This is a genomic window from Amycolatopsis sp. FBCC-B4732 (genome assembly GCF_023008405.1).
Taxonomy (GTDB): Bacteria; Actinomycetota; Actinomycetes; order Mycobacteriales; family Pseudonocardiaceae; genus Amycolatopsis; species Amycolatopsis pretoriensis_A.
Genome location: NZ_CP095376.1, coordinates 9,914,497 through 9,932,822, shown reverse-complemented (window position 1 = coordinate 9,932,822; position 18,326 = coordinate 9,914,497). Strand labels below are relative to the sequence as shown.

23 protein-coding genes are annotated in these 18,326 nt (G+C 69.7%); 5 read left to right on the top strand and 18 right to left on the bottom strand.

Annotated features, from left to right (window positions below; all coding sequences use genetic code 11):
• The first annotated feature begins 14 nt into the window (after positions 1-14).
• Complete coding sequence (locus MUY14_RS45400; protein WP_247019169.1) at positions 15-641, top strand: LysE family translocator; 627 nt, start codon at positions 15-17, stop codon at positions 639-641.
• A complete protein-coding gene (locus tag MUY14_RS45395; RefSeq protein WP_247019167.1) occupies positions 641-1,264 on the top strand; it encodes a LysE family translocator in 624 nt (207 codons plus the stop codon). The genes MUY14_RS45400 and MUY14_RS45395 overlap by 1 nt, the downstream gene beginning before the upstream one ends.
• A 210-nt stretch (positions 1,265-1,474) precedes the next feature.
• Here the strand turns inward: MUY14_RS45395 and MUY14_RS45390 are convergent, their stop codons facing one another.
• Positions 1,475-2,563 carry an ISAs1 family transposase gene (locus tag MUY14_RS45390; RefSeq protein WP_315863308.1) on the bottom strand — a complete coding sequence of 363 codons (1,089 nt, stop codon included), beginning with the start codon at positions 2,561-2,563 and terminating at the stop codon, positions 1,475-1,477.
• 369 nt (positions 2,564-2,932) lie between these two features.
• Between MUY14_RS45390 and MUY14_RS45385 the strand changes: the two genes are divergently transcribed.
• Positions 2,933-3,070 carry a hypothetical protein gene (locus tag MUY14_RS45385; protein WP_247019163.1) on the top strand — a complete coding sequence of 46 codons (138 nt, stop codon included), beginning with the start codon at positions 2,933-2,935 and terminating at the stop codon, positions 3,068-3,070.
• Positions 3,071-3,125: 55 nt separating this feature from the next.
• Here the strand turns inward: MUY14_RS45385 and MUY14_RS45380 are convergent, their stop codons facing one another.
• The 3 genes from MUY14_RS45380 to MUY14_RS45370 are packed head-to-tail and all read right to left on the bottom strand — an operon-like array spanning position 3,126 to position 5,600.
• Complete coding sequence (locus tag MUY14_RS45380) at positions 3,126-4,316, bottom strand: S9 family peptidase (protein ID WP_247019161.1); 1,191 nt, start codon at positions 4,314-4,316, stop codon at positions 3,126-3,128.
• Complete coding sequence (locus MUY14_RS45375; RefSeq protein ID WP_247019159.1) at positions 4,313-5,131, bottom strand: NmrA family NAD(P)-binding protein; 819 nt, start codon at positions 5,129-5,131, stop codon at positions 4,313-4,315. The genes MUY14_RS45380 and MUY14_RS45375 overlap by 4 nt, the downstream gene beginning before the upstream one ends.
• On the bottom strand, positions 5,124-5,600 hold the full coding sequence (locus tag MUY14_RS45370; protein ID WP_281506233.1) for a nuclear transport factor 2 family protein: 477 nt from the start codon (positions 5,598-5,600) through the stop codon (positions 5,124-5,126). The genes MUY14_RS45375 and MUY14_RS45370 overlap by 8 nt, the downstream gene beginning before the upstream one ends.
• 46 nt (positions 5,601-5,646) lie before the next feature.
• On the opposite strand from MUY14_RS45370, the gene MUY14_RS45365 reads away from it, so the two are divergent.
• On the top strand, positions 5,647-6,240 hold the full coding sequence (locus MUY14_RS45365; protein WP_247019156.1) for a TetR/AcrR family transcriptional regulator: 594 nt from the start codon (positions 5,647-5,649) through the stop codon (positions 6,238-6,240).
• A gap of 1 nt (position 6,241) precedes the next feature.
• On the opposite strand, the gene MUY14_RS45360 is transcribed toward MUY14_RS45365, so the two are convergent.
• The gene (locus tag MUY14_RS45360) at positions 6,242-6,817 is read right to left on the bottom strand and encodes a Uma2 family endonuclease (RefSeq protein ID WP_247019155.1); all 576 of its coding nucleotides are present in this window, start codon (positions 6,815-6,817) and stop codon (positions 6,242-6,244) included.
• Positions 6,818-6,867: 50 nt separating this feature from the next.
• Positions 6,868-8,142: a UDP-N-acetylglucosamine 1-carboxyvinyltransferase gene (gene murA / locus MUY14_RS45355; protein ID WP_247019154.1), complete on the bottom strand. Its 1,275-nt coding sequence runs from the start codon at positions 8,140-8,142 to the stop codon at positions 6,868-6,870.
• Positions 8,143-8,203: 61 nt separating this feature from the next.
• Between murA and MUY14_RS45350 the strand changes: the two genes are divergently transcribed.
• Positions 8,204-8,785, top strand: a complete 582-nt coding sequence (locus tag MUY14_RS45350; RefSeq protein ID WP_247019153.1) for a cob(I)yrinic acid a,c-diamide adenosyltransferase — start codon at positions 8,204-8,206, stop codon at positions 8,783-8,785.
• Position 8,786: 1 nt separating this feature from the next.
• Here MUY14_RS45350 and MUY14_RS45345 read toward each other — a convergent pair whose 3' ends face one another.
• From MUY14_RS45345 to atpB, 12 genes are all read right to left on the bottom strand, one after another.
• Positions 8,787-9,071: a CPCC family cysteine-rich protein gene (locus MUY14_RS45345; RefSeq protein ID WP_247019151.1), complete on the bottom strand. Its 285-nt coding sequence runs from the start codon at positions 9,069-9,071 to the stop codon at positions 8,787-8,789.
• A gap of 67 nt (positions 9,072-9,138) precedes the next feature.
• The gene (gene aroA / locus MUY14_RS45340) at positions 9,139-10,377 is read right to left on the bottom strand and encodes a 3-phosphoshikimate 1-carboxyvinyltransferase (protein ID WP_247019149.1); all 1,239 of its coding nucleotides are present in this window, start codon (positions 10,375-10,377) and stop codon (positions 9,139-9,141) included.
• Between the two features lie 10 nt (positions 10,378-10,387).
• The gene (locus tag MUY14_RS45335; RefSeq protein WP_247019147.1) at positions 10,388-10,708 is read right to left on the bottom strand and encodes a putative quinol monooxygenase; all 321 of its coding nucleotides are present in this window, start codon (positions 10,706-10,708) and stop codon (positions 10,388-10,390) included.
• A 52-nt stretch (positions 10,709-10,760) separates the two neighbouring features.
• Positions 10,761-11,195 (bottom strand): DUF2550 domain-containing protein, encoded by a 435-nt coding sequence (locus MUY14_RS45330; protein WP_125312947.1) that lies wholly within the window; start codon positions 11,193-11,195, stop codon positions 10,761-10,763.
• A gap of 25 nt (positions 11,196-11,220) precedes the next feature.
• Positions 11,221-11,586: a F0F1 ATP synthase subunit epsilon gene (locus MUY14_RS45325; RefSeq protein ID WP_086865364.1), complete on the bottom strand. Its 366-nt coding sequence runs from the start codon at positions 11,584-11,586 to the stop codon at positions 11,221-11,223.
• 114 nt (positions 11,587-11,700) lie between these two features.
• Positions 11,701-13,128, bottom strand: coding sequence for a F0F1 ATP synthase subunit beta (gene atpD, locus MUY14_RS45320; RefSeq protein ID WP_247019145.1), 1,428 nt, complete (start codon positions 13,126-13,128; stop codon positions 11,701-11,703).
• On the bottom strand, positions 13,128-14,066 hold the full coding sequence (locus tag MUY14_RS45315; RefSeq protein ID WP_247019143.1) for a F0F1 ATP synthase subunit gamma: 939 nt from the start codon (positions 14,064-14,066) through the stop codon (positions 13,128-13,130). The genes atpD and MUY14_RS45315 overlap by 1 nt, the downstream gene beginning before the upstream one ends.
• An 11-nt stretch (positions 14,067-14,077) precedes the next feature.
• A complete protein-coding gene (atpA, locus tag MUY14_RS45310; RefSeq protein ID WP_247019141.1) occupies positions 14,078-15,715 on the bottom strand; it encodes a F0F1 ATP synthase subunit alpha in 1,638 nt (545 codons plus the stop codon).
• 57 nt (positions 15,716-15,772) lie between these two features.
• Positions 15,773-16,597, bottom strand: coding sequence for a F0F1 ATP synthase subunit delta (locus MUY14_RS45305; protein WP_247019139.1), 825 nt, complete (start codon positions 16,595-16,597; stop codon positions 15,773-15,775).
• 6 nt (positions 16,598-16,603) lie between these two features.
• Positions 16,604-17,164 (bottom strand): F0F1 ATP synthase subunit B, encoded by a 561-nt coding sequence (locus MUY14_RS45300; protein WP_247019136.1) that lies wholly within the window; start codon positions 17,162-17,164, stop codon positions 16,604-16,606.
• A gap of 29 nt (positions 17,165-17,193) precedes the next feature.
• Positions 17,194-17,451 (bottom strand): ATP F0F1 synthase subunit C, encoded by a 258-nt coding sequence (locus tag MUY14_RS45295; protein ID WP_026468506.1) that lies wholly within the window; start codon positions 17,449-17,451, stop codon positions 17,194-17,196.
• A gap of 55 nt (positions 17,452-17,506) precedes the next feature.
• Positions 17,507-18,292 (bottom strand): F0F1 ATP synthase subunit A, encoded by a 786-nt coding sequence (gene atpB / locus MUY14_RS45290; protein WP_247019135.1) that lies wholly within the window; start codon positions 18,290-18,292, stop codon positions 17,507-17,509.
• Positions 18,293-18,326 lie beyond the last annotated feature (34 nt).

The window sequence follows — 18,326 nt, the reverse complement described above, 5'->3', positions numbered from 1 at the left end:
TTAGCGTGGCGGCCGTGACGTGGAGCGTGTACGGGTCTTACCTGGTCATCGTGGTCCTGATCGTGCTCGCGCCGGGGCCCGACACGATGGTGATGCTGAAGAACGCGCTGTCCGGCGGGTTCCGCGGCGGGCTGCTCGCGTCGCTCGGCATCTTCGCCGGCAACGCCGTGCAGGGCAGTGCCGCGGCGCTCGGGCTCGGCGTCCTCATCGCGCGTTCGCAACCGGTGTTCCTCGCGCTGAAGTGGGTCGGCGCGGCCTACCTCGTCTTCCTCGGCGTCCAGGCGCTGCGCGGGGCCTGGCGCGGCAACTACGAAGTCGTCGCGCAGGCGCAGCGCCGCAAGGGCGGCGGCTTCCGGCGGTTCCGCGAAGGGTTCCTCTCCAACATCACCAACCCGAAGGTGCTGGTGCTGTACCTGTCGGTGCTCCCGCAGTTCCTCGACCCCGGCCGCACGACGACGTGGGACGCGCTGGCGCTGGCCTACACCGTCGCCGTGCTCGGTGCGGCGTGGCTGCTGGTGCTGCTGGTGTTCGTGCACCGCGTGCGCGCGTGGCTCGAACGCCGCCGGGTGCGCCGTACGCTGGACGGCGTCACCGGCACCGCGCTGCTCGGCTTCGGCGCCGCTCTCGCACTGGAGTCCTGATGTCCGTGAGCACGTACGCGGGGTTCGCCGCGATGATGGCGTTCCTGGCGATGATGCCCGGCCCGGACACGATGGTCGTGCTGAAGAACGCACTGACGGGCGGCGCCCGCGGCGGCGCGTGGGCGTGCGCGGGCATCACGGCCGCGAACTTCCTCCAGGGCACGGCGGCGGCCCTCGGCCTGGGCGCGGTGCTGACGCGCTCCCAGCCGGTGTTCGAAACGGTGAAGTGGCTGGGCGCGGCCTACCTGGTCTTCCTGGGGATCCAGGCCCTGCGCGGCGCCTGGCGCGGCGACTACGCGGCCCTGGACGACGTCCGCCGCGCCCGCGCCTCCCGCGGCCGTCGCTTCCGGGAGGGTTTCCTTTCCAACATCACCAACCCCAAGGTGATCGTGCTGTACCTGTCGGTGCTCCCGCAGTTCCTGAGCCCGACGTCGACGTTCGGCGATTCCCTGCTGCTGGCGTACACGGTGGCGGCGCTGGGACTGGTGTGGCAGGTGCTGCTGCTGTTCTTCGTGCACCGGGTGCGCGGCTGGCTGCAGCGCCGCCGCGTCCGCCGCGCGATGGACGGCGTGACGGGCACGGCCCTTTTGGGCTTCGGCGCGGCCCTCGCCCTGGAGTCCTGACCTGCCTTTCGCGCCCCCCGGCGGTTCGTACGCGGCCGGGTTCCGGTGGCCGGACGTGCCGATCGCTGAGTAGTCCACAACCGGAGACCGCTGTGGACAAGCAGGCCACCCCACGGCCTTCCGGCCGGTTTTGTCCGCCGCCGCCGGTAAACTGGACCAGGGCACGCCCCCCGGAGGAGGGCAGGGTTCCGGCAAAGTCGTTTGTGCTGGTCATGTGGGGATTCCGTAGAGTGCGAGTGGTCGGGTGGTGTTTCGGGCCATGTGGCGGAGGGCTGCGGCGATGCTGGTGTGTCCTGCGGTGCGTAGGGCGCTGATGGCGAGGTTGCGCAGGGAGGCCATCGATCGGGGTCCGGTGCCGGTGCGGACTTGGGATGCGTCTTCGTTGTAGGTGGTGTCGCGGACCCAGTGCAGCCGGTTCTCGATTTCCCAGTGTCGGCGCAGGTGGCCGGCGATGTTGGCGGGGCCGGTGCCGGTGGGCAGGCTGGTGATGCCGTAGCCGGTGTGGGTTTCGCGGGTTCTGGTGGTGCGGTCGGTGCGGTAGCCGGTGATCTGGAAGACCTGGGTGGTGGCGGGGAAGCCGAGGTCGTCGGGGGCGGGCATCGTTTCGATGGTGCGTTGTTCGAGGCGTCCGTGCCCGGTTTCGGTGCTGGTGTGGTGGGTGGCTTGTGGCCAGGGCAGTGCCCGCAGCCGGGTGTGGAGACGGTGCTGGTTTGCTTTGACGGTGAACACGTAGTCCGCGCCGCGCTGATCCAGGTAGCGGGCGAGGCTGCGGGTGGTGTGCAGGGCATCGGCGGTCACCACGACACCGGTGAGGTCGAGGGTGTCCAGCAGGGGCTGCATCCAAGTGATCTCGCTGGTCCCGGGGGTGACTTGCTGCTGGGCCAGCACGGTTCCGTTCTGGTGGGTCAGTGCGGAGAGCAGGTGGACTCCTGCGCCGCCGGTGCGGGCGAAGGTGCCGCGCAGGGATTTGCCGTCCACCGCGATCGCCGGTGGGGCGTCTGCAGTGGTGGTGATCCAGCCGCTGATCGCGGCGTCGAGGCGGTCGCCGTCGATGCCGGAGAGCACCCGCCGCACGGTTGCCTCGTCCGGGGCGATGTGCCGGTCACGGCGGGGATCGAACCGGGCGCCGAGGCGGGCCAGTACCCGTTGTGGTGCATCGGCGGCCCATTCCCCGATCGCGGCGAACGACCCGGCACCCGCTGCTACTGCGGCCGCGGCCAGCGCCAGGACCGATGCCAGCGAATGCCGCACCCCGCGCCGCTTCCGTGGATCAGGGACGAGGGCTAGGTAGTCGCGCAGGTCAGCTACGTGATCGAGGTCGGCGCAGGCCAGTCGGGTCAACACAGCCGGGATGGGAGAAGATGCAACAGCAGGCACGGCTCTCTCACAGATCATGGGTCTCGACAACCACATGATCACCACCGAGAGCCGTGCCTGCCTACAACGACACGACTTTGCCGGAACCCTGCCGGAGGAGGGCGGGGGCTGCTGTCGGGGCGGTGGCGGCCGGGGTGGGCCGCAAAAGCCCGGCCGAGATCTGCGGGCGAGACCCTGCTCGCAGCCCAGCGCGGGGACTACAGCGCTGGACCGCACCAAACCCGGCGGCAGTGGCGTGCGGGGTTTCTGTGCAACCGCCCCAACCCGAAGGTTTTCGTCTTCTCGCTGTCGGTGCTGCCGCAGTTCCTGACCCTTGGCTCGACGATCACCAAGTCTCTGCTCCTCGCCGGAACCGTGGGCGTGCTCGCGACGCTCTCGCAGCTCGTCATCGTCGCCGGAGTCCACCGCGTCCGCGCGTTGCTCCGGTGACGCCGCACCCTCGACGGCGTCACCGGCACCGCACTCGTCGGCTTCGGAGCGGCGATCAAAGCGTCCGGTCCAGCCAGTCGTAGACGCGGCCGGTCGCGAGGCGCTGGGCGCCGACGTGGCAGTGCGCGTCCGCGCCCTCCTCCGCCGTGAACGTCAGCAGCGTCTTCGGCGCGTTCAGGTGCGCGTACAGCCGCCGGGGTTCGGTCTCCTGGTCGCCGCCGAAGAACAGGTCGTCCGCTGCTTCGCAAACCAGCGTCGGGCACGTGATCTGCTCCGCGATGCCGTTCTCCAGCGTGTACTCCAGGTACTTCGCGACGAACTCGCGGTCGGTCGCCGCGCCCAGGACGTAGCGGCCGTGGTCGCACGCCCAGCGCAGGGTCGGGCTCGCCTCGCGGCCCGCTGCCAGCAGCGCGTCGAACTCCGGGTCCTCCTCCGCGTTCGCCCGGCGGACGATCTCCGCGCGGTCCCACGGCAGGAACCCGGCCACCGCCGCGCCCGCGTCGTACACGCCGTCCACCGCGACGAGCGCCGCCAGCCGGCTTTCGAACGCCGCCGCGCGCGGGGCCAGCATGCCGCCGAGGCTGATGCCGAGCAGCGCGACGCGGTCCGGGTCGACGCCCTCGAGGCCGAGCACGAAGTCCACCACCGGCGTGACGACGTGCTCCCAGTCCGGCCGGAACACCAGGTCGTCGTGCCGGATCGCGCTCGGCTGCCCCGGACCGTCGAACGTCAGCACGTGGTAGCCGCGCTCGGCGCCGCCCGCCGCGCCCAGGTAGTGACACTCCTCGGCGCTCCCGTCGAAGCCGCTGTGGATCAGCAGCACCGGCTTCGGGCCGGCGCCCGGCGCGCGGTAGAAGTAGCCGCGCAAAACCGTGCCCTCGTACGGGATTTCGACCGGTTCGGCGACAGCGGCCCGCCGGAAGCACTCGACGCTGCGGTCGTAGGCCGCCGCGATGCGCGGGTCCGCCGGGTCGCCGTGCAGGAAGAACTCCGCCGAGAAGTAGTACGTCGACGCGCGCAGCAGCAGGTCGCGCGCGGTCACCGGGCTCGCGTCGGCCGCTTCGGCGTACAGGCGATCGGCCAGGCCGCGGTAGGCGTCGTGCCAGCTGTCGTAGTCGCCCGGCTTCACCGTCGCCGCCGCCGCGAGGACCTCGCCGAAGTCCGAGCCGCCGTAGGCCGCGTGGCCGAACAGGCGCAAGGTCTCGAACCAGAACTGGACGTCTTCTTCGAACATGAGCTGCTTCATCGGATCTCTTCCTCCACGAAGGTTTCGAACGACCGGGCGGCCCGCCCGGTGACCTGCTCGACGACGGGCGTGACGCGGTCTTCGGTGCCGCGCCGGATGTCTTCGTCGAGCGCGGCGAGCACGCGCGCGAACTCGGCGGGGATGCCGGACGCGGTCAGGCGGGCCGCGTATTCGGCCGTGCCGACCGGGCGGTGGCGCACCGCGCGGCCGGTCCGCGCGGCGATGATCGATGCGGCTTCGGAATAGCTCAAAGCACCAGGACCGGTCAGCACGTGTTCGGTGTTGTGCGGTTCGGCGTCGGTCAGCGCGCGGACGGCGACCGCCGCGATGTCGCCGGCGTCGACGAACGCGACCCGGCCGTCACCGGTGGCGGTGACGATCTCGCCGTCCCGCACGCCCTGCGCGACCAGGTGCTCACCGGTGAAGTTCTGCATGAACCACGACGGGCGCAGCACGGCCCACTCCGGCACCGTCCGCACCAGCCGCGGCAGCTCGCCGAGGCCGGGCGTGTCGTCGGTGACCGCGGACGAGCTCAGCAGCACGATCCGGCGGACCCCGGCGTCGAGCGCGTCCGCCACGAACGGCGCCACCAGGCCCGCGGGAGCGGCTTCGCCGATCGGCGCGACGAGGTAGACGGCAGAGGCGCCGCGCAGGGCCTCGGCGTGGGTGGCGCGGTCGGCCCAGTCGAACCGGACCTGACCGGGCTCGCCGGGCTTGCGGGTCGCCGCGCGCGCCTCGGCGCCGGTCGCGCGCAGGCCCGCGACGACTCGCCGGCCGGTGGTGCCGGTGCCGCCGACGACCAGGACGTCAGCCACGGTCGCCGCCGGCGAAGGCCTCGGTCAGCGCGTCGGTACCGCCGAGCAGCTCCGCCGCCGCCTGCGGGCTCCAGTAGTCGCGGTACCGGCGGATCTCGCCGTTCTCGACGGTGATCACGGCGATGTAGGACAGCTCGTACGGCCGCTGCGTCGCGACGACGACGCCGGCGACGGTGAACTCGGCGACGACCACGGCCGGGTCGGTGGTCTCGTGCACGGTCTTCGCCGTGACCTCCCGGATGTCCAGGAGGTTCGGGTAGTCGCGCAGGTACTCGCGGATGGCCTCGCGGCCCTCGACGCGCGCCGGGTAGCCCGGAGCGGCGAACGGGAATTCGAGGACGCCGTCCTCGGCCCAGAGCCTGGCGAACCCGGCCATGTCGTGCTTCAGCAGCAGCTCGAGCGCGTGGTCTACGAAGTCGCGCATCGCAGCCTCCTTACGTGCGGACGATACGGTACCGTCCCGACGCAAGAGTAGACGGGACGGTACCGTCCCGTCCACCCGCTACACTGCCGCCATGGCACGCACCCCGACCGGCGCCGCGGTCCTCCAGCCCGAGGTCACGCAGGCCATCAGCGAAGCCGTCATGTGGGAACTCGCCGAGCAGGGCTACGGGCGGCTGTCGATGGAGGCCGTCGCGAAACGCGCCGGTGTCAGCAAGAGCGCGCTGTACCGGCGGTGGGCGTCGAAGGAGCACATGATCGCCTCCGTGGTGACGGAGTTCAGCGTGACCCGCGCGGCGGAGGTCGACACCGGCTCGCTGCGCGGAGACCTGCGCGAGACGATGCAGGCGCTGATCGACTGGCTCACGCACCCGCTGTTCTCGCGGATCCTGCCGGACCTGGTCGCGGAGGACGCCCGCACCCCGGAGCACGGCCGCGGCTTGCGCGAGGCCATCGGCGGTCCGCGCCGCGAGGTCGGCGAAGCGATGCTGCGCCGCGCGATCACCCGCGGCGAGCTGCCCGCGAACTTGGACATGGAGATGGCGCTGGACGCCCTCGCGGCACCGATCTACTGGCGGCTGGTGGTCCGGCTGGCCGAGGCGGAGCCGGACTACGTGGACCGCCTGGTGGCGTACGCCCTGCGCGCGCTGGGGGCCCGGGAGGTGTGAGTCAGAGCAGGTCGGCCAGATCCATCGCGAAGTCGAACGGATCCGAGACCGCCAGCTTGCGCTTGTGCGCGCCGGAAGACGTATACACCCGGGTCGTCGGGTCGAGCCGGTAGCAGAAGACCGTGAGCCCGCGGACGTCGTCGGTCTCGTTCTCCACGCGCCAGAAGTGCGGGATCCCGGCGGCGGCGTACTCCGCGGGCTTGTCCGTCTGGTCCGCGGTGATCGAGCCGGGTGACATCACTTCGATCACCAGCGAGCAGTGCTCCGGCCGCAATACCTCGTCGGTGTCGAGCGACGCGTCGTAGACCACCAGGTCGGGACGGCGGTTGAGCAGCGGCACGTCCCGCAGGCGGAGATCGACGTCGAACTCCACCGCCAGTTCGGCTCCGCACGCCTCCTCGAGCGCGTAGGACATCCGCCGGATGATCTTCTGGTGCGGGCGGCGCGGGGCCGGGTTCACGACAATCGCTCCGTCGACGATCTCGATGACACGGCAGACTTCCTCGGGCAGCGCTTCGTACCCTTCGACCGAAAGGCCTTCGGGGGGGAGCACCATCCAGTCGGGCAGCGCCGTCATCGCAACCCCCTGTCCGCGGTTTACAGAAGGTTACGATACCTGTTCCAGGCTCAGGCCCGCCCGGGCTCGCCGCTCACCCGCTCGATGTTCGCGCCCAGCCGGTTCAGGTTCTCCACGAAGTGCGGGTAGCCGCGGTCGATGTGGAAGACGTCCCAGACCTCCGTGACGCCGTCCGCGCACAGGCCGGCCAGCACCAGGCCGGCGCCCGCGCGAATGTCGGAGGCCCAGACCGGGGCGCTCGACAGCTGCGGGACGCCGCGGACCACCGCGTGGTGGCCGTCCGTGCGGGCGTCGCCGGACAGGCGGACCATCTCCTCGATGAACCGGAAGCGCGCCTCGTAGACGTTCTCCGTGATCATCGACGTGCCCTCGGACACCGCCGACAGCGCCACCGCGAAGGGCTGCAGGTCGGTCGCGAAGCCGGGGTACGGCAGCGTCACCCAATCGACCGCCTTCGGGCGCTCCGGCTGGATCACCCGGAAGCCCTTGTCGTCGAACGTCTCGACCTCGGCGCCGGCGAGTTCCAGCTTGTTCAGCACCAGGTCGAGGTGGTGCGGGTTGACGCCGCGGACGGTGATGTCGCCGCGGGTCATCGAGGCGGCGAACGCCCAGGTCGCGCCGACGATCCGGTCGCCGATCACGCGGTGCTCGGTCGGGTGCAGCTTCTCGACGCCGTGGACCGTGAGCGTCGACGTGCCCGCGCCTTCGATCTTCGCGCCCATCTCGACCAGCATCGTGCAGATGTCGGCGATTTCGGGCTCGCGCGCGCAGTTGTCGATGACCGTGGTGCCCTCGGCCAGCACGGCCGCCATCAGGATGTTCTCGGTCGCGCCGACGCTCGGGAAGTCGAGCCAGATCTGCGCGCCGACCAGCGTCTCGGCCTTCGCGACGACGCAGCCGTGCTCGATCGTGCTCGTCGCGCCCAGCTTGCGCAGGCCGTTCTGGTGCATGTCCAGCGGGCGCGAGCCGATCGCGTCACCGCCCGGCAGGGCCACGACGGCCTGCTTCAGCCGGCCGACCAGCGGCCCCAGCACGCAGACGGACGCGCGCAGCTTGCCCATCGCCGCCGAGTCCGCGCGGTGCGACAGCTCGGCCGGCGTCGTGATCGTGGCGGTGTCGCCCTCGATGACGACCTCGCAGCCGACGCTCCGCAGCACGTCGCCCATCAGCGGGACGTCCAGGATCTGCGGGCAGTTCGTGATGGTCGTGGTGCCTTCCGCGAGGAGGGCCGCGGCCATCAGCTTCAGCACGCTGTTCTTGGCGCCGACCACGTCGACCTCGCCGACCAGCCGGGCTCCGCCATGCACGTCGAAGTGCTCGCTCATGGCCGCCAATCATGCCCTCTCGCCCGGATTCGGCCCGGGCGGGGGCCGCTATGGTGGGTTCATGGTCGTTCGCATCAACCGCGTCTACACGAAGGTCGGCGACAACGGCACGACCGCGCTCGGCGACGGGTCCCGCGTGCCCAAGACGTCCGCCCGGCTGGGCGCGTACGCGGACACCGACGAGACGAACTCGGTGCTGGGCCTGGCGATCGCGATGGGTGGTTTGCCGGACGAAGTGGCGGACGTGCTGCGTACGGTGCAGAACGATCTCTTCGACGTCGGCGCCGACCTGTGCCTGCCGATCTCCGACGACCCGCCGTACCCGCCGTACCCGCCGCTGCGGATCACGGAGAAGTACGTCGAGCGGCTCGAAGGCTGGTGTGACGAGTTCAACGAGCGCCTGCCGAAGCTGACGTCGTTCATCCTGCCGGGCGGGACGCCGGGAGCGGCGTTCCTGCACCAGGCCCGCACGGTGTCCCGGCGCGCGGAGCGTTCGGCGTGGGCGCTGTACGAGGCCGAGCCGGAGACGACGAACCCGATCGCGCTCAAATACCTGAACCGGCTCTCGGACCTGCTGTTCATCCTCTCCCGGCTGGCGAACCCGGACGGTGACGTGCTGTGGCAGCCGGGCGGGCAGCCTTAGCTCAGGGTCGGCCGCCACCGGTACAGCGTCGTGGAGTCGCTGGGCCAGGGAGTTTCCGCGGCGCCTCGAAGTCGTCGACGGCGAGGTCGACGGGACACCACCCCGCCTCCCTGGGTCCGGACGGGCGGCCACGCGCACGAGACCGAGGAACCTGGGCTCGATCGCACCGCAGCTGAACCGGATCGTCCTCCCAGAAGCACACGCCGCAGATCCCGTAGGAGCCCGGTGGCTCCCCGAACGCCAGGTGCCCGCAGCAGGGGCACGGATAGCCCGCTTCGGCAGCCACGAGCGTCAGCCGTGCTCGCGCGCCGCCCGAAAGCGCTCGAGCTCCGGCAGCTCGTCGAACTCGCCCGTCAGATCCCCCAACCCTCCCGCAGCGTCGCCAGCGCCTGGTGGAAGCCCGGGAAGGTCTTCTTCACGCAGTCCGGGTCGTCCAGGGTGATGCCGTCCGTGTGCAGGCCCGTGATGCTGAACGCCATCGCGATCCGGTGGTCGCGGCGGCACTTGATCTGCGCGCCGACCGGCGTGCCCGGCTGGATCTCGATCCAGTCGCGGCCCGTCTCCACCTCGATGCCCAGCGCGCGCAGGTTCTCCTCACACGCGTCCAGGCGGTCGCACTCCTTGATGCGCGTGTTGTAGACGTCCTCGATGCGCACCGGCCCGGACGCGAACGGGGCGATCGCCGCCAGGGTCGGGACGGTGTCCGAGATGTCGCGCATGTTCACCGTGACGCCGCGCAGGCCGTCCGACGGGCCGGCCACCGTGACCGAATCGGGAGTCAGCTCGACGTGCGCGCCCATCTGCTCCAGGACGTCCACGAAACGCAGGTCGCCCTGCAGCGCGGACGAGCCGAGGCCCGGGATGGTCACCGTGCGGCCGGTGACCGCCGCCGCGGCCAGGAAGTAGCTCGACGTCGACGCGTCGGGCTCCACCGGGTAGTCGCAGGCCTGGTACGGCGTCGGCGGGACGACGAACGTCTGGCCTTCGCGTCGGACGTCCACGCCGAACTGCCGCATCATCGAAAGCGTGATCTCGACGTAGGGCACCGACACCAGGTCGGTCACCGTGATCCGCAGGCCCTCCGCGGTCAGCGGCCCGAGCAGCAGCAACGCCGTCAGGAACTGCGAGGACAGCCCCGCGTCGAGGGTCAGCGAACCGCCCTTGACGCCGTTCGCGCGGACCGTCAGCGGGTGGTGGCCCGGCTCGCCCTCGAAGGTGAGGTCGACGCCGAGCTCCTGCAGCGCGTCGGTCAGCGGCCCGAGCGGGCGGCGGCGCATCTGGTCGGACGCGTCGAAGTGGAACGTCCCGGCGCCGGCCGCGGCCAGGGCGGGCAGGAATCGGGCCGTCGTGGCGCCGTCGCGGCAGAAGACGTCGGCGGAAGCGACGCCCGGGCCCGCGGGCCGGCCCTCGATGGTCCACGCGCCGGGCTGCCGGTCCACGCGGTAACCGAGCTTGACGAGCCCCTCGGCGAAGCCCTCGGTGTCGTCCGAGTGCAGCGGACGGCCGAGGGTCGTGGTGCCGTGCGCGGCGGCGGCCAGGAACAGGCCGCGGGCGGTGACGGATTTGGAGCCGGGGATCTCGACGAGGGTCACGAACCCCAGTTTAGTGGGGCTGGATCTCGGCCATCGGGCCCCAGTCGGAGGCGTCCTGGACGTTGATGATCCGCGGGTTGTCGCTGATGTAGGCACCCAGGTTCGCGACCGCCCACTTGAAGTGGTCGGAGCCGACGTGCGCGACGGCGGCGTCCTGGCCTTCGAAGCCCTCGACCAGCACGTACGTGTTCGGGTCCTCGAGGCTCCGCGACCATTCGAAGAACCGGTTGCCGTCCTCGGCGCGGGTGTTCGCGGTGTAGTCGGCGACGATTTCCGGCCAGGCTTCGGCGTGCTCCGGCTTGACCGGGAATTTGACCACGATGAGGATCATGCGCTCAACCGTAGGCCAAAAAGGCGGCCGCGGCTGTCCCAGTTTGAGACAGTCAGGAAGCCCGGGGAAGACGTCGCCCGGGCGGGGCGGATTCGAGCCAGGAGAGGAACCCGGTGAGCGCTCCCGGGCCCATGGCGATCTCGATCGCTTCCTGGGTCTCCGACTCGCAGCGCAGCACCGTCGAGCCCTCGGGAACGGCGTAGGCCTCGCTCCCGGACGGGTCGCGCCGGTCGGCGATCTGCATGCTTTCGCGCTGGAAGACGCGGTCCGGACCGGTCCGCAGGCTCCACACGCGGTACCAGACGAACTCGTCGCCCTCGTAGCGGCCGAGCCCCAGGTGCCAGCTGGACCGCGCGGCGTCCGGACGCCACCGCAGCGCGACGCTCACGCCCCCGCCGCGGCGCATCCGGATCCACCGCTGGCCGTACCAGGCGGCCAGCACGGCGAGCACGATCAGGAGCCCGACTACCACCACGGTGATCTTCACGGCCCGGCTCCTGCCCGTCTCGCGCTCAGGCCGACTGACCTGCCGCGCGGAGCTGGGCCGTGGCCCTCGTCCGCTCGGTCTCGTCGTCGGCGTTCAAGGCCGCCTTCGCCGCGTCGACGTCGATCTCGTCGGACAGTTCGGCGCTCTCGGCGAGGATGCTCACCCCGGTGGCGGTGACCGACAGGAACCCGCCGTGCACGGCCGCGCAGACCGTCTCACCGTCGGTCGTCGTCACCTTGACGACGCCACCTTCGACGAGCTGCCCGAGCACGGGTTCGTGGCCGGCCATGATGCCGATCTCGCCCTCGGTGGTCTGGGCCACCACGAAAGTGGCGGTACCCGACCAGAGACGGCGCTCGACGGCCACCAGCTCCACGGACATCTCAGCCACGTAGCACTCCTTCGCTCGGGGTGTTACCACCGAGTGTAATAGGTCGGTCCTGAGTTACGAGAACGGCGGGGGCCCGTGTCCACAGTGGACACAGCCCCCGCCGCGCTCGGGAGATCACTTCTTGGTGATTTCCTTGTACTTCTTCTCGAGGTCTTCGAGGCCACCGATACCCAGGAACGCCTGCTCCGGGTAGTGGTCGAAGTCACCCTTGGTGATGCGGTCGAACGACTCGATCGTCTCCGACAGCGGCACCGTCGAGCCCGGGATCTGCGTGAACGCCTCGGCGACCAGCATGTTCTGCGACAGGAACCGCTCGATGCGGCGCGCGCGCTGAACGGTCAGCTTGTCCTCTTCCGAGAGCTCGTCCATACCGAGGATCGCGATGATGTCCTGCAGTTCCTTGTACTTCTGCAGGATCCGGATGACCTCGGAAGCCACGCGGTAGTGGTCCTCACCGACGATGGCCGGGTCGAGGATCGTCGACGTCGACGCCAGCGGGTCCACCGCCGGGAAGATGCCCTTCTGGAAGACACCACGCGAGAGCTCGGTGGTGGCGTCCAGGTGGGCGAACGTCGCGGCCGGGGCCGGGTCGGTGTAGTCGTCCGCGGGGACGTAGATCGCCTGCATCGAGGTGATCGACCGGCCTCGCGTCGAGGTGATCCGCTCCTGCAGCTGGCCCATCTCGTCGGCCAGCGTCGGCTGGTAACCCACGGCCGAAGGCATGCGGCCCAGCAGGGTCGACACCTCGGAACCGGCCTGGGTGAACCGGAAGATGTTGTCGATGAACAGCAGCACGTCCTGGTTCTGCACATCGCGGAAGTACTCCGCCATGGTCAGCGCGGACAGGGCGACGCGCATGCGCGTGCCCGGCGGCTCGTCCATCTGGCCGAACACGAGGGCGGTGTCGTTGATGACGCCGTCCTCGGACATCTCCAGGAAGAGGTCGTTGCCCTCGCGGGTGCGCTCGCCGACACCGGCGAACACCGACGTACCACCGAAGTTCCGGGCGACGCGGGTGATCATCTCCTTGATGAGCACCGTCTTGCCGACGCCGGCACCGCCGAACAGGCCGATCTTGCCGCCCTCGACGTACGGGGTCAGCAGGTCGACGACCTTGAGGCCGGTCTCCAGCATCGTCGTCTTGCCCTCGAGCTGGTCGAAGGAAGGCGGGTTGCGGTGGATGCCCCAGCGCTCGAGGTCGTCACCGTAGCCGGGCTCGTCGAGGCACTCGCCGAGGGCGTTGTAGACGTGGCCCTTGACCTTGTCGCCGACCGGGACCGTGATCGGGCCGCCGGTGTCGGTGACCTCGGCGCCGCGCACCAGGCCGTCCTGCGGCTGCAGGGAGATGGTGCGGACGAGGTTGTCACCCAGGTGGCTGGCCACCTCGAGGGTCACGGTCTTGCGGAGCTGCTCGAACTCGATCTCGACCTTGAGGGCGTTGAACTGGTCGGGCACGGAACCGCGCGGGAACTCGACGTCGACGACCGGCCCGGTCACCGAGACGATGCGCCCCTTGGCGCGCGGGGCTTCAGTACTGGTCATCAATCATCACTTCCTGCTGCGGTGAGCGCGTTCGCGCCACCGACGATTTCGGAGATCTCCTGGGTGATCTGCGCCTGGCGGGCCTGGTTCATCTCCCGCGTCAGGTTGCCCACCAGCTCGTTCGCGTTGTCCGACGCCGCCTTCATCGCGGTCCGGCGGGCGGCCAGTTCGGACGCCGCGGACTCGAGGAAAGCCGCGTAGAGACGCGTGTTGATGTACTTCGGCAGGAGCGCGTCCAGCAACTTGTCGGCACTGGGCTCGAACTCGTAGCTGGGGAGCAGCCCGGCGGGCTTCTCCTCTTCCCCTTCGGAGTACTCGACCTCGAGCGGCGCGACGCGCTTGGCGATCGGCCGCTGGGTCAGCATCGACACGAACTCGGTGTAGACGATGTGGATCTCGTCGACACCCGTGATGCCGTCGGCGTTGCCGTGCGCGTCGTCCGCGCCCAGCATGAACGACTCCACCAGGGCGTCCCCGACCTCGACCGCGTTGGTGTAGCCCGGCTGGTCGGAGAAGCCCGTCCAGCCGTTCACGACGTCGCGGTTGCGGAACCGGTAGTAGTTCAGCCCCTTGTTGCCGGTGACGTAGACCTCGGGCTCCTTGCCCTCCTTGCGGAGGAGGGCGAGCAGCTCTTCGGTCGCGCGCAGCACGTTGGAGTTGTACCCGCCGCACTGGCCCTTGTCGCTGGTCACGACCAGGACAGCGGCCCGCTTCGGGTTCGGGCGCTCGACCAGCATGGGGTGGTCGAGCGTGGTGGCCGCGCCGGCCAGCGCCGAGAGCACGTTGGTGATCTCGTCCGCGTACGGCCGGGAGGCGGCGACCCGCGCCCGCGCCTTCGTGATGCGCGCGGTGGCGATGAGCTCCATCGCCTTCGTGATCTTGCCGATGGACTTGGTCGCCTTGATGCGCGACCGGAGTTCCCGGAGTTGTGCGGCCATGAGCTACCAGCTCACTTCTTCGGGGCGGGCTTGTTGACCTTGACGGTCTCCTGCCCGACCTTGTCGGCTTCCATGGCGTCCGCGTTCTCCTCGAGCGGCTTGCCCTCGGAGGTCGTGAACTCCTTCTTGAACTCGTTCACGGCGGCAACCAGCTTGTCCGCGGTGTCGTCCTCGAACTTGCCGGTGTCGCGGATCGCGCCCAGGACCTCGGCGTGCTTGCGGCGGGCCGAGTCCAGGAACTCGTGGTTGAAGCGGCGCACGTCCTCGGTCGGGACCGAGTCGTAGTGGCCGTTCGTGCCCAGGTACACCGTGGCGACCTGCTCCTCGACCGGGACCGGCGAGTACTGCGGCTGCTTGAGCACCTCGTACAGGCGGGCACCGCGCTCGAGCTGCGCCTTCGACGCGTCGTCGAGGTCCGAAGCGAAGGCGGCGAACGCCTCCAGCTCGCGGTACTGCGACAGGTCGATCCGGAGCGAGCCCGCGACGTTCTTCATCGCCTTGACCTGCGCGGCACCACCCACGCGGGACACCGAGATGCCCACGTCGATGGCCGGGCGCTGACCGGCGTTGAAGAGGTCCGACTGGAAGAAGCACTGACCGTCGGTGATCGAGATGACGTTGGTCGGGATGTAGGCCGACACGTCGTTCGCCTTGGTCTCGATGATCGGGAGACCGGTCAGCGAGCCGGCACCCAGCTCGTCCGACAGCTTCGCGCACCGCTCGAGGAGACGGGAGTGCAAGTAGAAGACGTCGCCCGGGAAGGCTTCACGGCCCGGCGGGCGGCGCAGCAGCAGCGAGATCGCGCGGTACGCGTCGGCCTGCTTGGTCAGGTCGTCGAACACGATGAGGACGTGCTTGCCCTCGAACATCCAGTGCTGGCCGATGGCCGAACCGGTGTACGGCGCGATCCACTTGAAGCCGGCGGAGTCCGAAGCCGGCGCGGCGACGATGGTGGTGTACTCCATCGCGCCCGCGTCCTCGAGGGACTTCTTGACCGCGGCGATCGTCGAGCCCTTCTGGCCGACGGCGACGTAGATGCAGCGGACCTGCTTCTTCTCGTCGCCGGAGTCCCAGTTGGCCTTCTGGTTGATGATCGTGTCCACGGCGACGGCGGTCTTGCCCGTCTTGCGGTCACCGATGATCAGCTGGCGCTGGCCGCGGCCGATCGGGGTCATCGCGTCGATGGCGGTGATGCCGGTCTGCAGCGGCTCCGACACCGGCTGGCGCTCGACCACCGAAGCGGCCTTGACCTCCAGCGGACGGCGGTCGGTGGTCTCGATCTCGCCGAGGCCGTCGATGGGAGCGCCCAGCGGGTTGACGACGCGGCCGAGGTAGCCGTCACCGACCGGCACCGACAGGACCTGCCCGGTGCGCTTGACCTGCTGGCCCTCTTCGATGCTTTCGAAGTCGCCGAGGATCGCGGCACCGATGGAGCGCGCGTCCAGGTTCAGTGCGACGCCCAGGACGCCGCCGGGGAACTCGAGCAGCTCGTTGGCCATGGCCGAGGGCAGGCCCTCGATGTGGGCGATGCCGTCACCGGCGTCGATCACGGTGCCAACTTCTTCCCGGCTCACGTCCGGGGCGTAACTCGAGACGTAGTTCTCGATCGCGCTACGGATCTCATCCGAGGAGATCGTCAGCTCGGCCATGTCTTTCCCGCTCTCGCTTCGTTCTTGCCAGTATGCAAAGTCTTGTGTGACCTGGGGCTATGCCCGGGCCAGCCGCCTGCGCAGGGCCGCCAGCTGTCCCGCCGCGCTCCCGTCGATGACCTCGTCGCCGACGCGGACGACGAGCCCGCCGCCGAGCCGGGGGTCGACCTCGACGTGCAGCGCGATCGGCCGCCCGTAGATGTCGTCGAGCTTCGCGCCGAGCTGGGCGACCTGCTCGTCGGTCAGGGCGTTCGCGCTGGTCACGTACGCGACCGAGCGCTGACGGCGTTCCGCGGCCAGCTTGACCAGCTTGTCGAGCCCGACGCCGACGCCACGGCCCTTGGCCCGGCGCACGACCTGCTCGACGAGGGTCTCGGTGACCACGTCCACCTTGTCGGCGAACAGCCCGCGCACCAAGGTGCGCTTCGCGTCCGCGGGCCCGGTGAGGTCCGACAGCGCGGCCTCGAGCTCCGGGTGGTTGGCCACGACGCGCGCGACCTGGAAGAGCTGGGACTCGACGGTGTCGACGTTCCCGGTCTTCTCGGCCGCGGTCAGCAGCGCCGAACGACCGAGCGACTCGAGCCCGTCGGTCAGCTCACGAGGGCTGGACCAGCGGCTGCCCGCCACGGCGTCGAGCACCTTCAGGGCCGGCTCGGACAGCTTGCCGTCGAACAGCCCGCGCACCAGCGCGGTGCGCGCCTCCGACGACGCCGAGGCGTCACTCACCGCTCGGCGCAGGCCGATCTCACGGTCCAGCAGGTCGACGACCGAGAGCAGCTCGTCGCCGACCGTGGCCGCGTCGGCTCCCGCGTCGGCCAGAACCTCGCCGAGGCGTTCCTCGGCGAGGCCGAGCGCTTCACGGCTCGCAGCATGCAGCGTCATTCCGGTCTACTTCCCCGCTCCACCAGCGGCACCGGCGGTCTCCAGTTCCGCGAGGAACCGGTCGACGGTGCCACGACGGCGCGCCTCGTCTTCGAGCGACTCGCCGACGATGCGGCTGGCCAGCTCCACGGCGTTGCGGCCCATGTCGGCCCGCAGCTCGGCGATGATCTGCGCCTTCTGGGCCTGCAGCTGGGCCTGGCCCTGGGCGACGATGCGCTGGGACTCGGCTTCCGCGTCGGCCCGCAGCTCCGCCTTGATCTGCTCGGCTTCGAGCCGGGCGTCGTCACGGATCTTCGCGGCCTCGGTGCGGGCCTCGGCCAGCTGCGCCTTGTACTTGGCCAGCGCCTCTTCGGCCTCGGCCTGGGCCTTCTCGGCCTTCTCGATGCCACCCTCGATCTTCTGCGCACGCTCTTCGTACGCGGCCTCGAAGCGAGGGACGACGTACTTCTTGAGGATGAACAGCAGGATGAGGAAGGCGACGATGCCGAGGATCAGCTCCGAGATGTCGGGGATGATCGGGTTGTGCGTTTCGCCCTCTGCGGCGAGGACCAAGGCACTGTTCAGCACGGCGTCTCCTTAAAGCGATGAGCCGAAACTCAGGCGGCGGAGGCGATGAAGTAGATGACGATGCCGATCAGGGCGAGCACCTCGGTCAGCACGAAGGTCGAGAAGCCGATGCCCTGCAGCTTGCCCTGCGCCTCCGGCTGACGCGCGGTGCCGTTGATGACGGCGGCGAAGATCAGACCCACACCGATGCCCGGGCCGATCGCGCCCAGGCCGTAACCGATGGCGGCGAGACCGGGGTTGATGTTGACGGCCTGCTCCGCGGCCTGGGCCAGAACGATGTTGCTCACGTGCATTTCCCTTCACTTCGGTCCACGCGCTCGCGTGGATCGGGGGCTTGTGTTCTCAGTGCTCCGACGCCAGCGCGGCGCCGATGTACCCAGCCGACAGCAGGGCGAAGATGTAGGCCTGCAGCACCTGGATGAAGGCCTCGAGGAACGTCATCCCGATGGCGAAGATCCACGCCACCAGCGAGACCGGCTTCAGCGCCCAGCTCGACGTCTCGGTCAGCAGGAAGGTGCCGCCGAGGGTGAACACCGCCAGGATCAGGTGACCCGCGAACATGGCGGCGAAAACACGGATGGCGAGCGTGAGCGGGTTGAGGAAGAACTTCTCCGCGAACTCGATCAGCGAGAAGAGCGGCAGCACCGCCTTCGGCACACCCGGCGGGGCCAGTTCCTTCTTGAAGTAGCCCGCGAAACCGTGCCGCTTGAACCCGACGAAGTGGTAGACCGGGTAGACGACGAGGACCGACAGGGCGACCGGGAAGCCGAATCGCGCCATGGTCGGGAACTGCAGGACGGGGATGATCCCGTAGAGGTTGTTCACCAGCACGAAGGTGAACAGTGCGAAAACGAGGGGGACGAACGACTTGAAGTCCTTCGAACCGATCTGCTCGCGCGCGATGTTGTTGCGGCTGAAGTCGTAGATCGACTCGGCGACGAACTGCCCCTTGCTCGGAACGACCTTGAGCTTGCGGGTCGCCAGCAGGAAGTACGTCGCGATGATGACCACCGAAAGCACGACGAGCAGCATCGGCTTGGTGACCGAGCCGAACAACGGCGGCAACTCGAAGCTTTCGGCGCCGGGCGGCGCGAATACCGCACCCTCGGCCAAAACCAGCGCGCCCACTGGGCTCCTTCCGGTTCTCCCGGCCGGCGTTCAC

What these genes read in the sequence shown, in the direction of transcription:
- MUY14_RS45395 (WP_247019167.1), top strand. Translation starts at nt 641, where the DNA reads ATGTCCGTGAGCACGTACGCGGGGTTCGCCGCGATGATGGCGTTCCTG.
- MUY14_RS45380 (WP_247019161.1), bottom strand. Translation starts at nt 4,316, where the DNA reads ATGAAGCAGCTCATGTTCGAAGAAGACGTCCAGTTCTGGTTCGAGACC.
- MUY14_RS45365 (WP_247019156.1), top strand. Translation starts at nt 5,647, where the DNA reads ATGGCACGCACCCCGACCGGCGCCGCGGTCCTCCAGCCCGAGGTCACG.
- MUY14_RS45360 (WP_247019155.1), bottom strand. Translation starts at nt 6,817, where the DNA reads ATGACGGCGCTGCCCGACTGGATGGTGCTCCCCCCCGAAGGCCTTTCG.
- murA (WP_247019154.1), bottom strand. Translation starts at nt 8,142, where the DNA reads ATGAGCGAGCACTTCGACGTGCATGGCGGAGCCCGGCTGGTCGGCGAG.
- MUY14_RS45350 (WP_247019153.1), top strand. Translation starts at nt 8,204, where the DNA reads ATGGTCGTTCGCATCAACCGCGTCTACACGAAGGTCGGCGACAACGGC.
- MUY14_RS45335 (WP_247019147.1), bottom strand. Translation starts at nt 10,708, where the DNA reads ATGATCCTCATCGTGGTCAAATTCCCGGTCAAGCCGGAGCACGCCGAA.
- atpD (WP_247019145.1), bottom strand. Translation starts at nt 13,128, where the DNA reads ATGACCAGTACTGAAGCCCCGCGCGCCAAGGGGCGCATCGTCTCGGTG.
- MUY14_RS45315 (WP_247019143.1), bottom strand. Translation starts at nt 14,066, where the DNA reads ATGGCCGCACAACTCCGGGAACTCCGGTCGCGCATCAAGGCGACCAAG.
- atpA (WP_247019141.1), bottom strand. Translation starts at nt 15,715, where the DNA reads ATGGCCGAGCTGACGATCTCCTCGGATGAGATCCGTAGCGCGATCGAG.
- MUY14_RS45305 (WP_247019139.1), bottom strand. Translation starts at nt 16,597, where the DNA reads ATGACGCTGCATGCTGCGAGCCGTGAAGCGCTCGGCCTCGCCGAGGAA.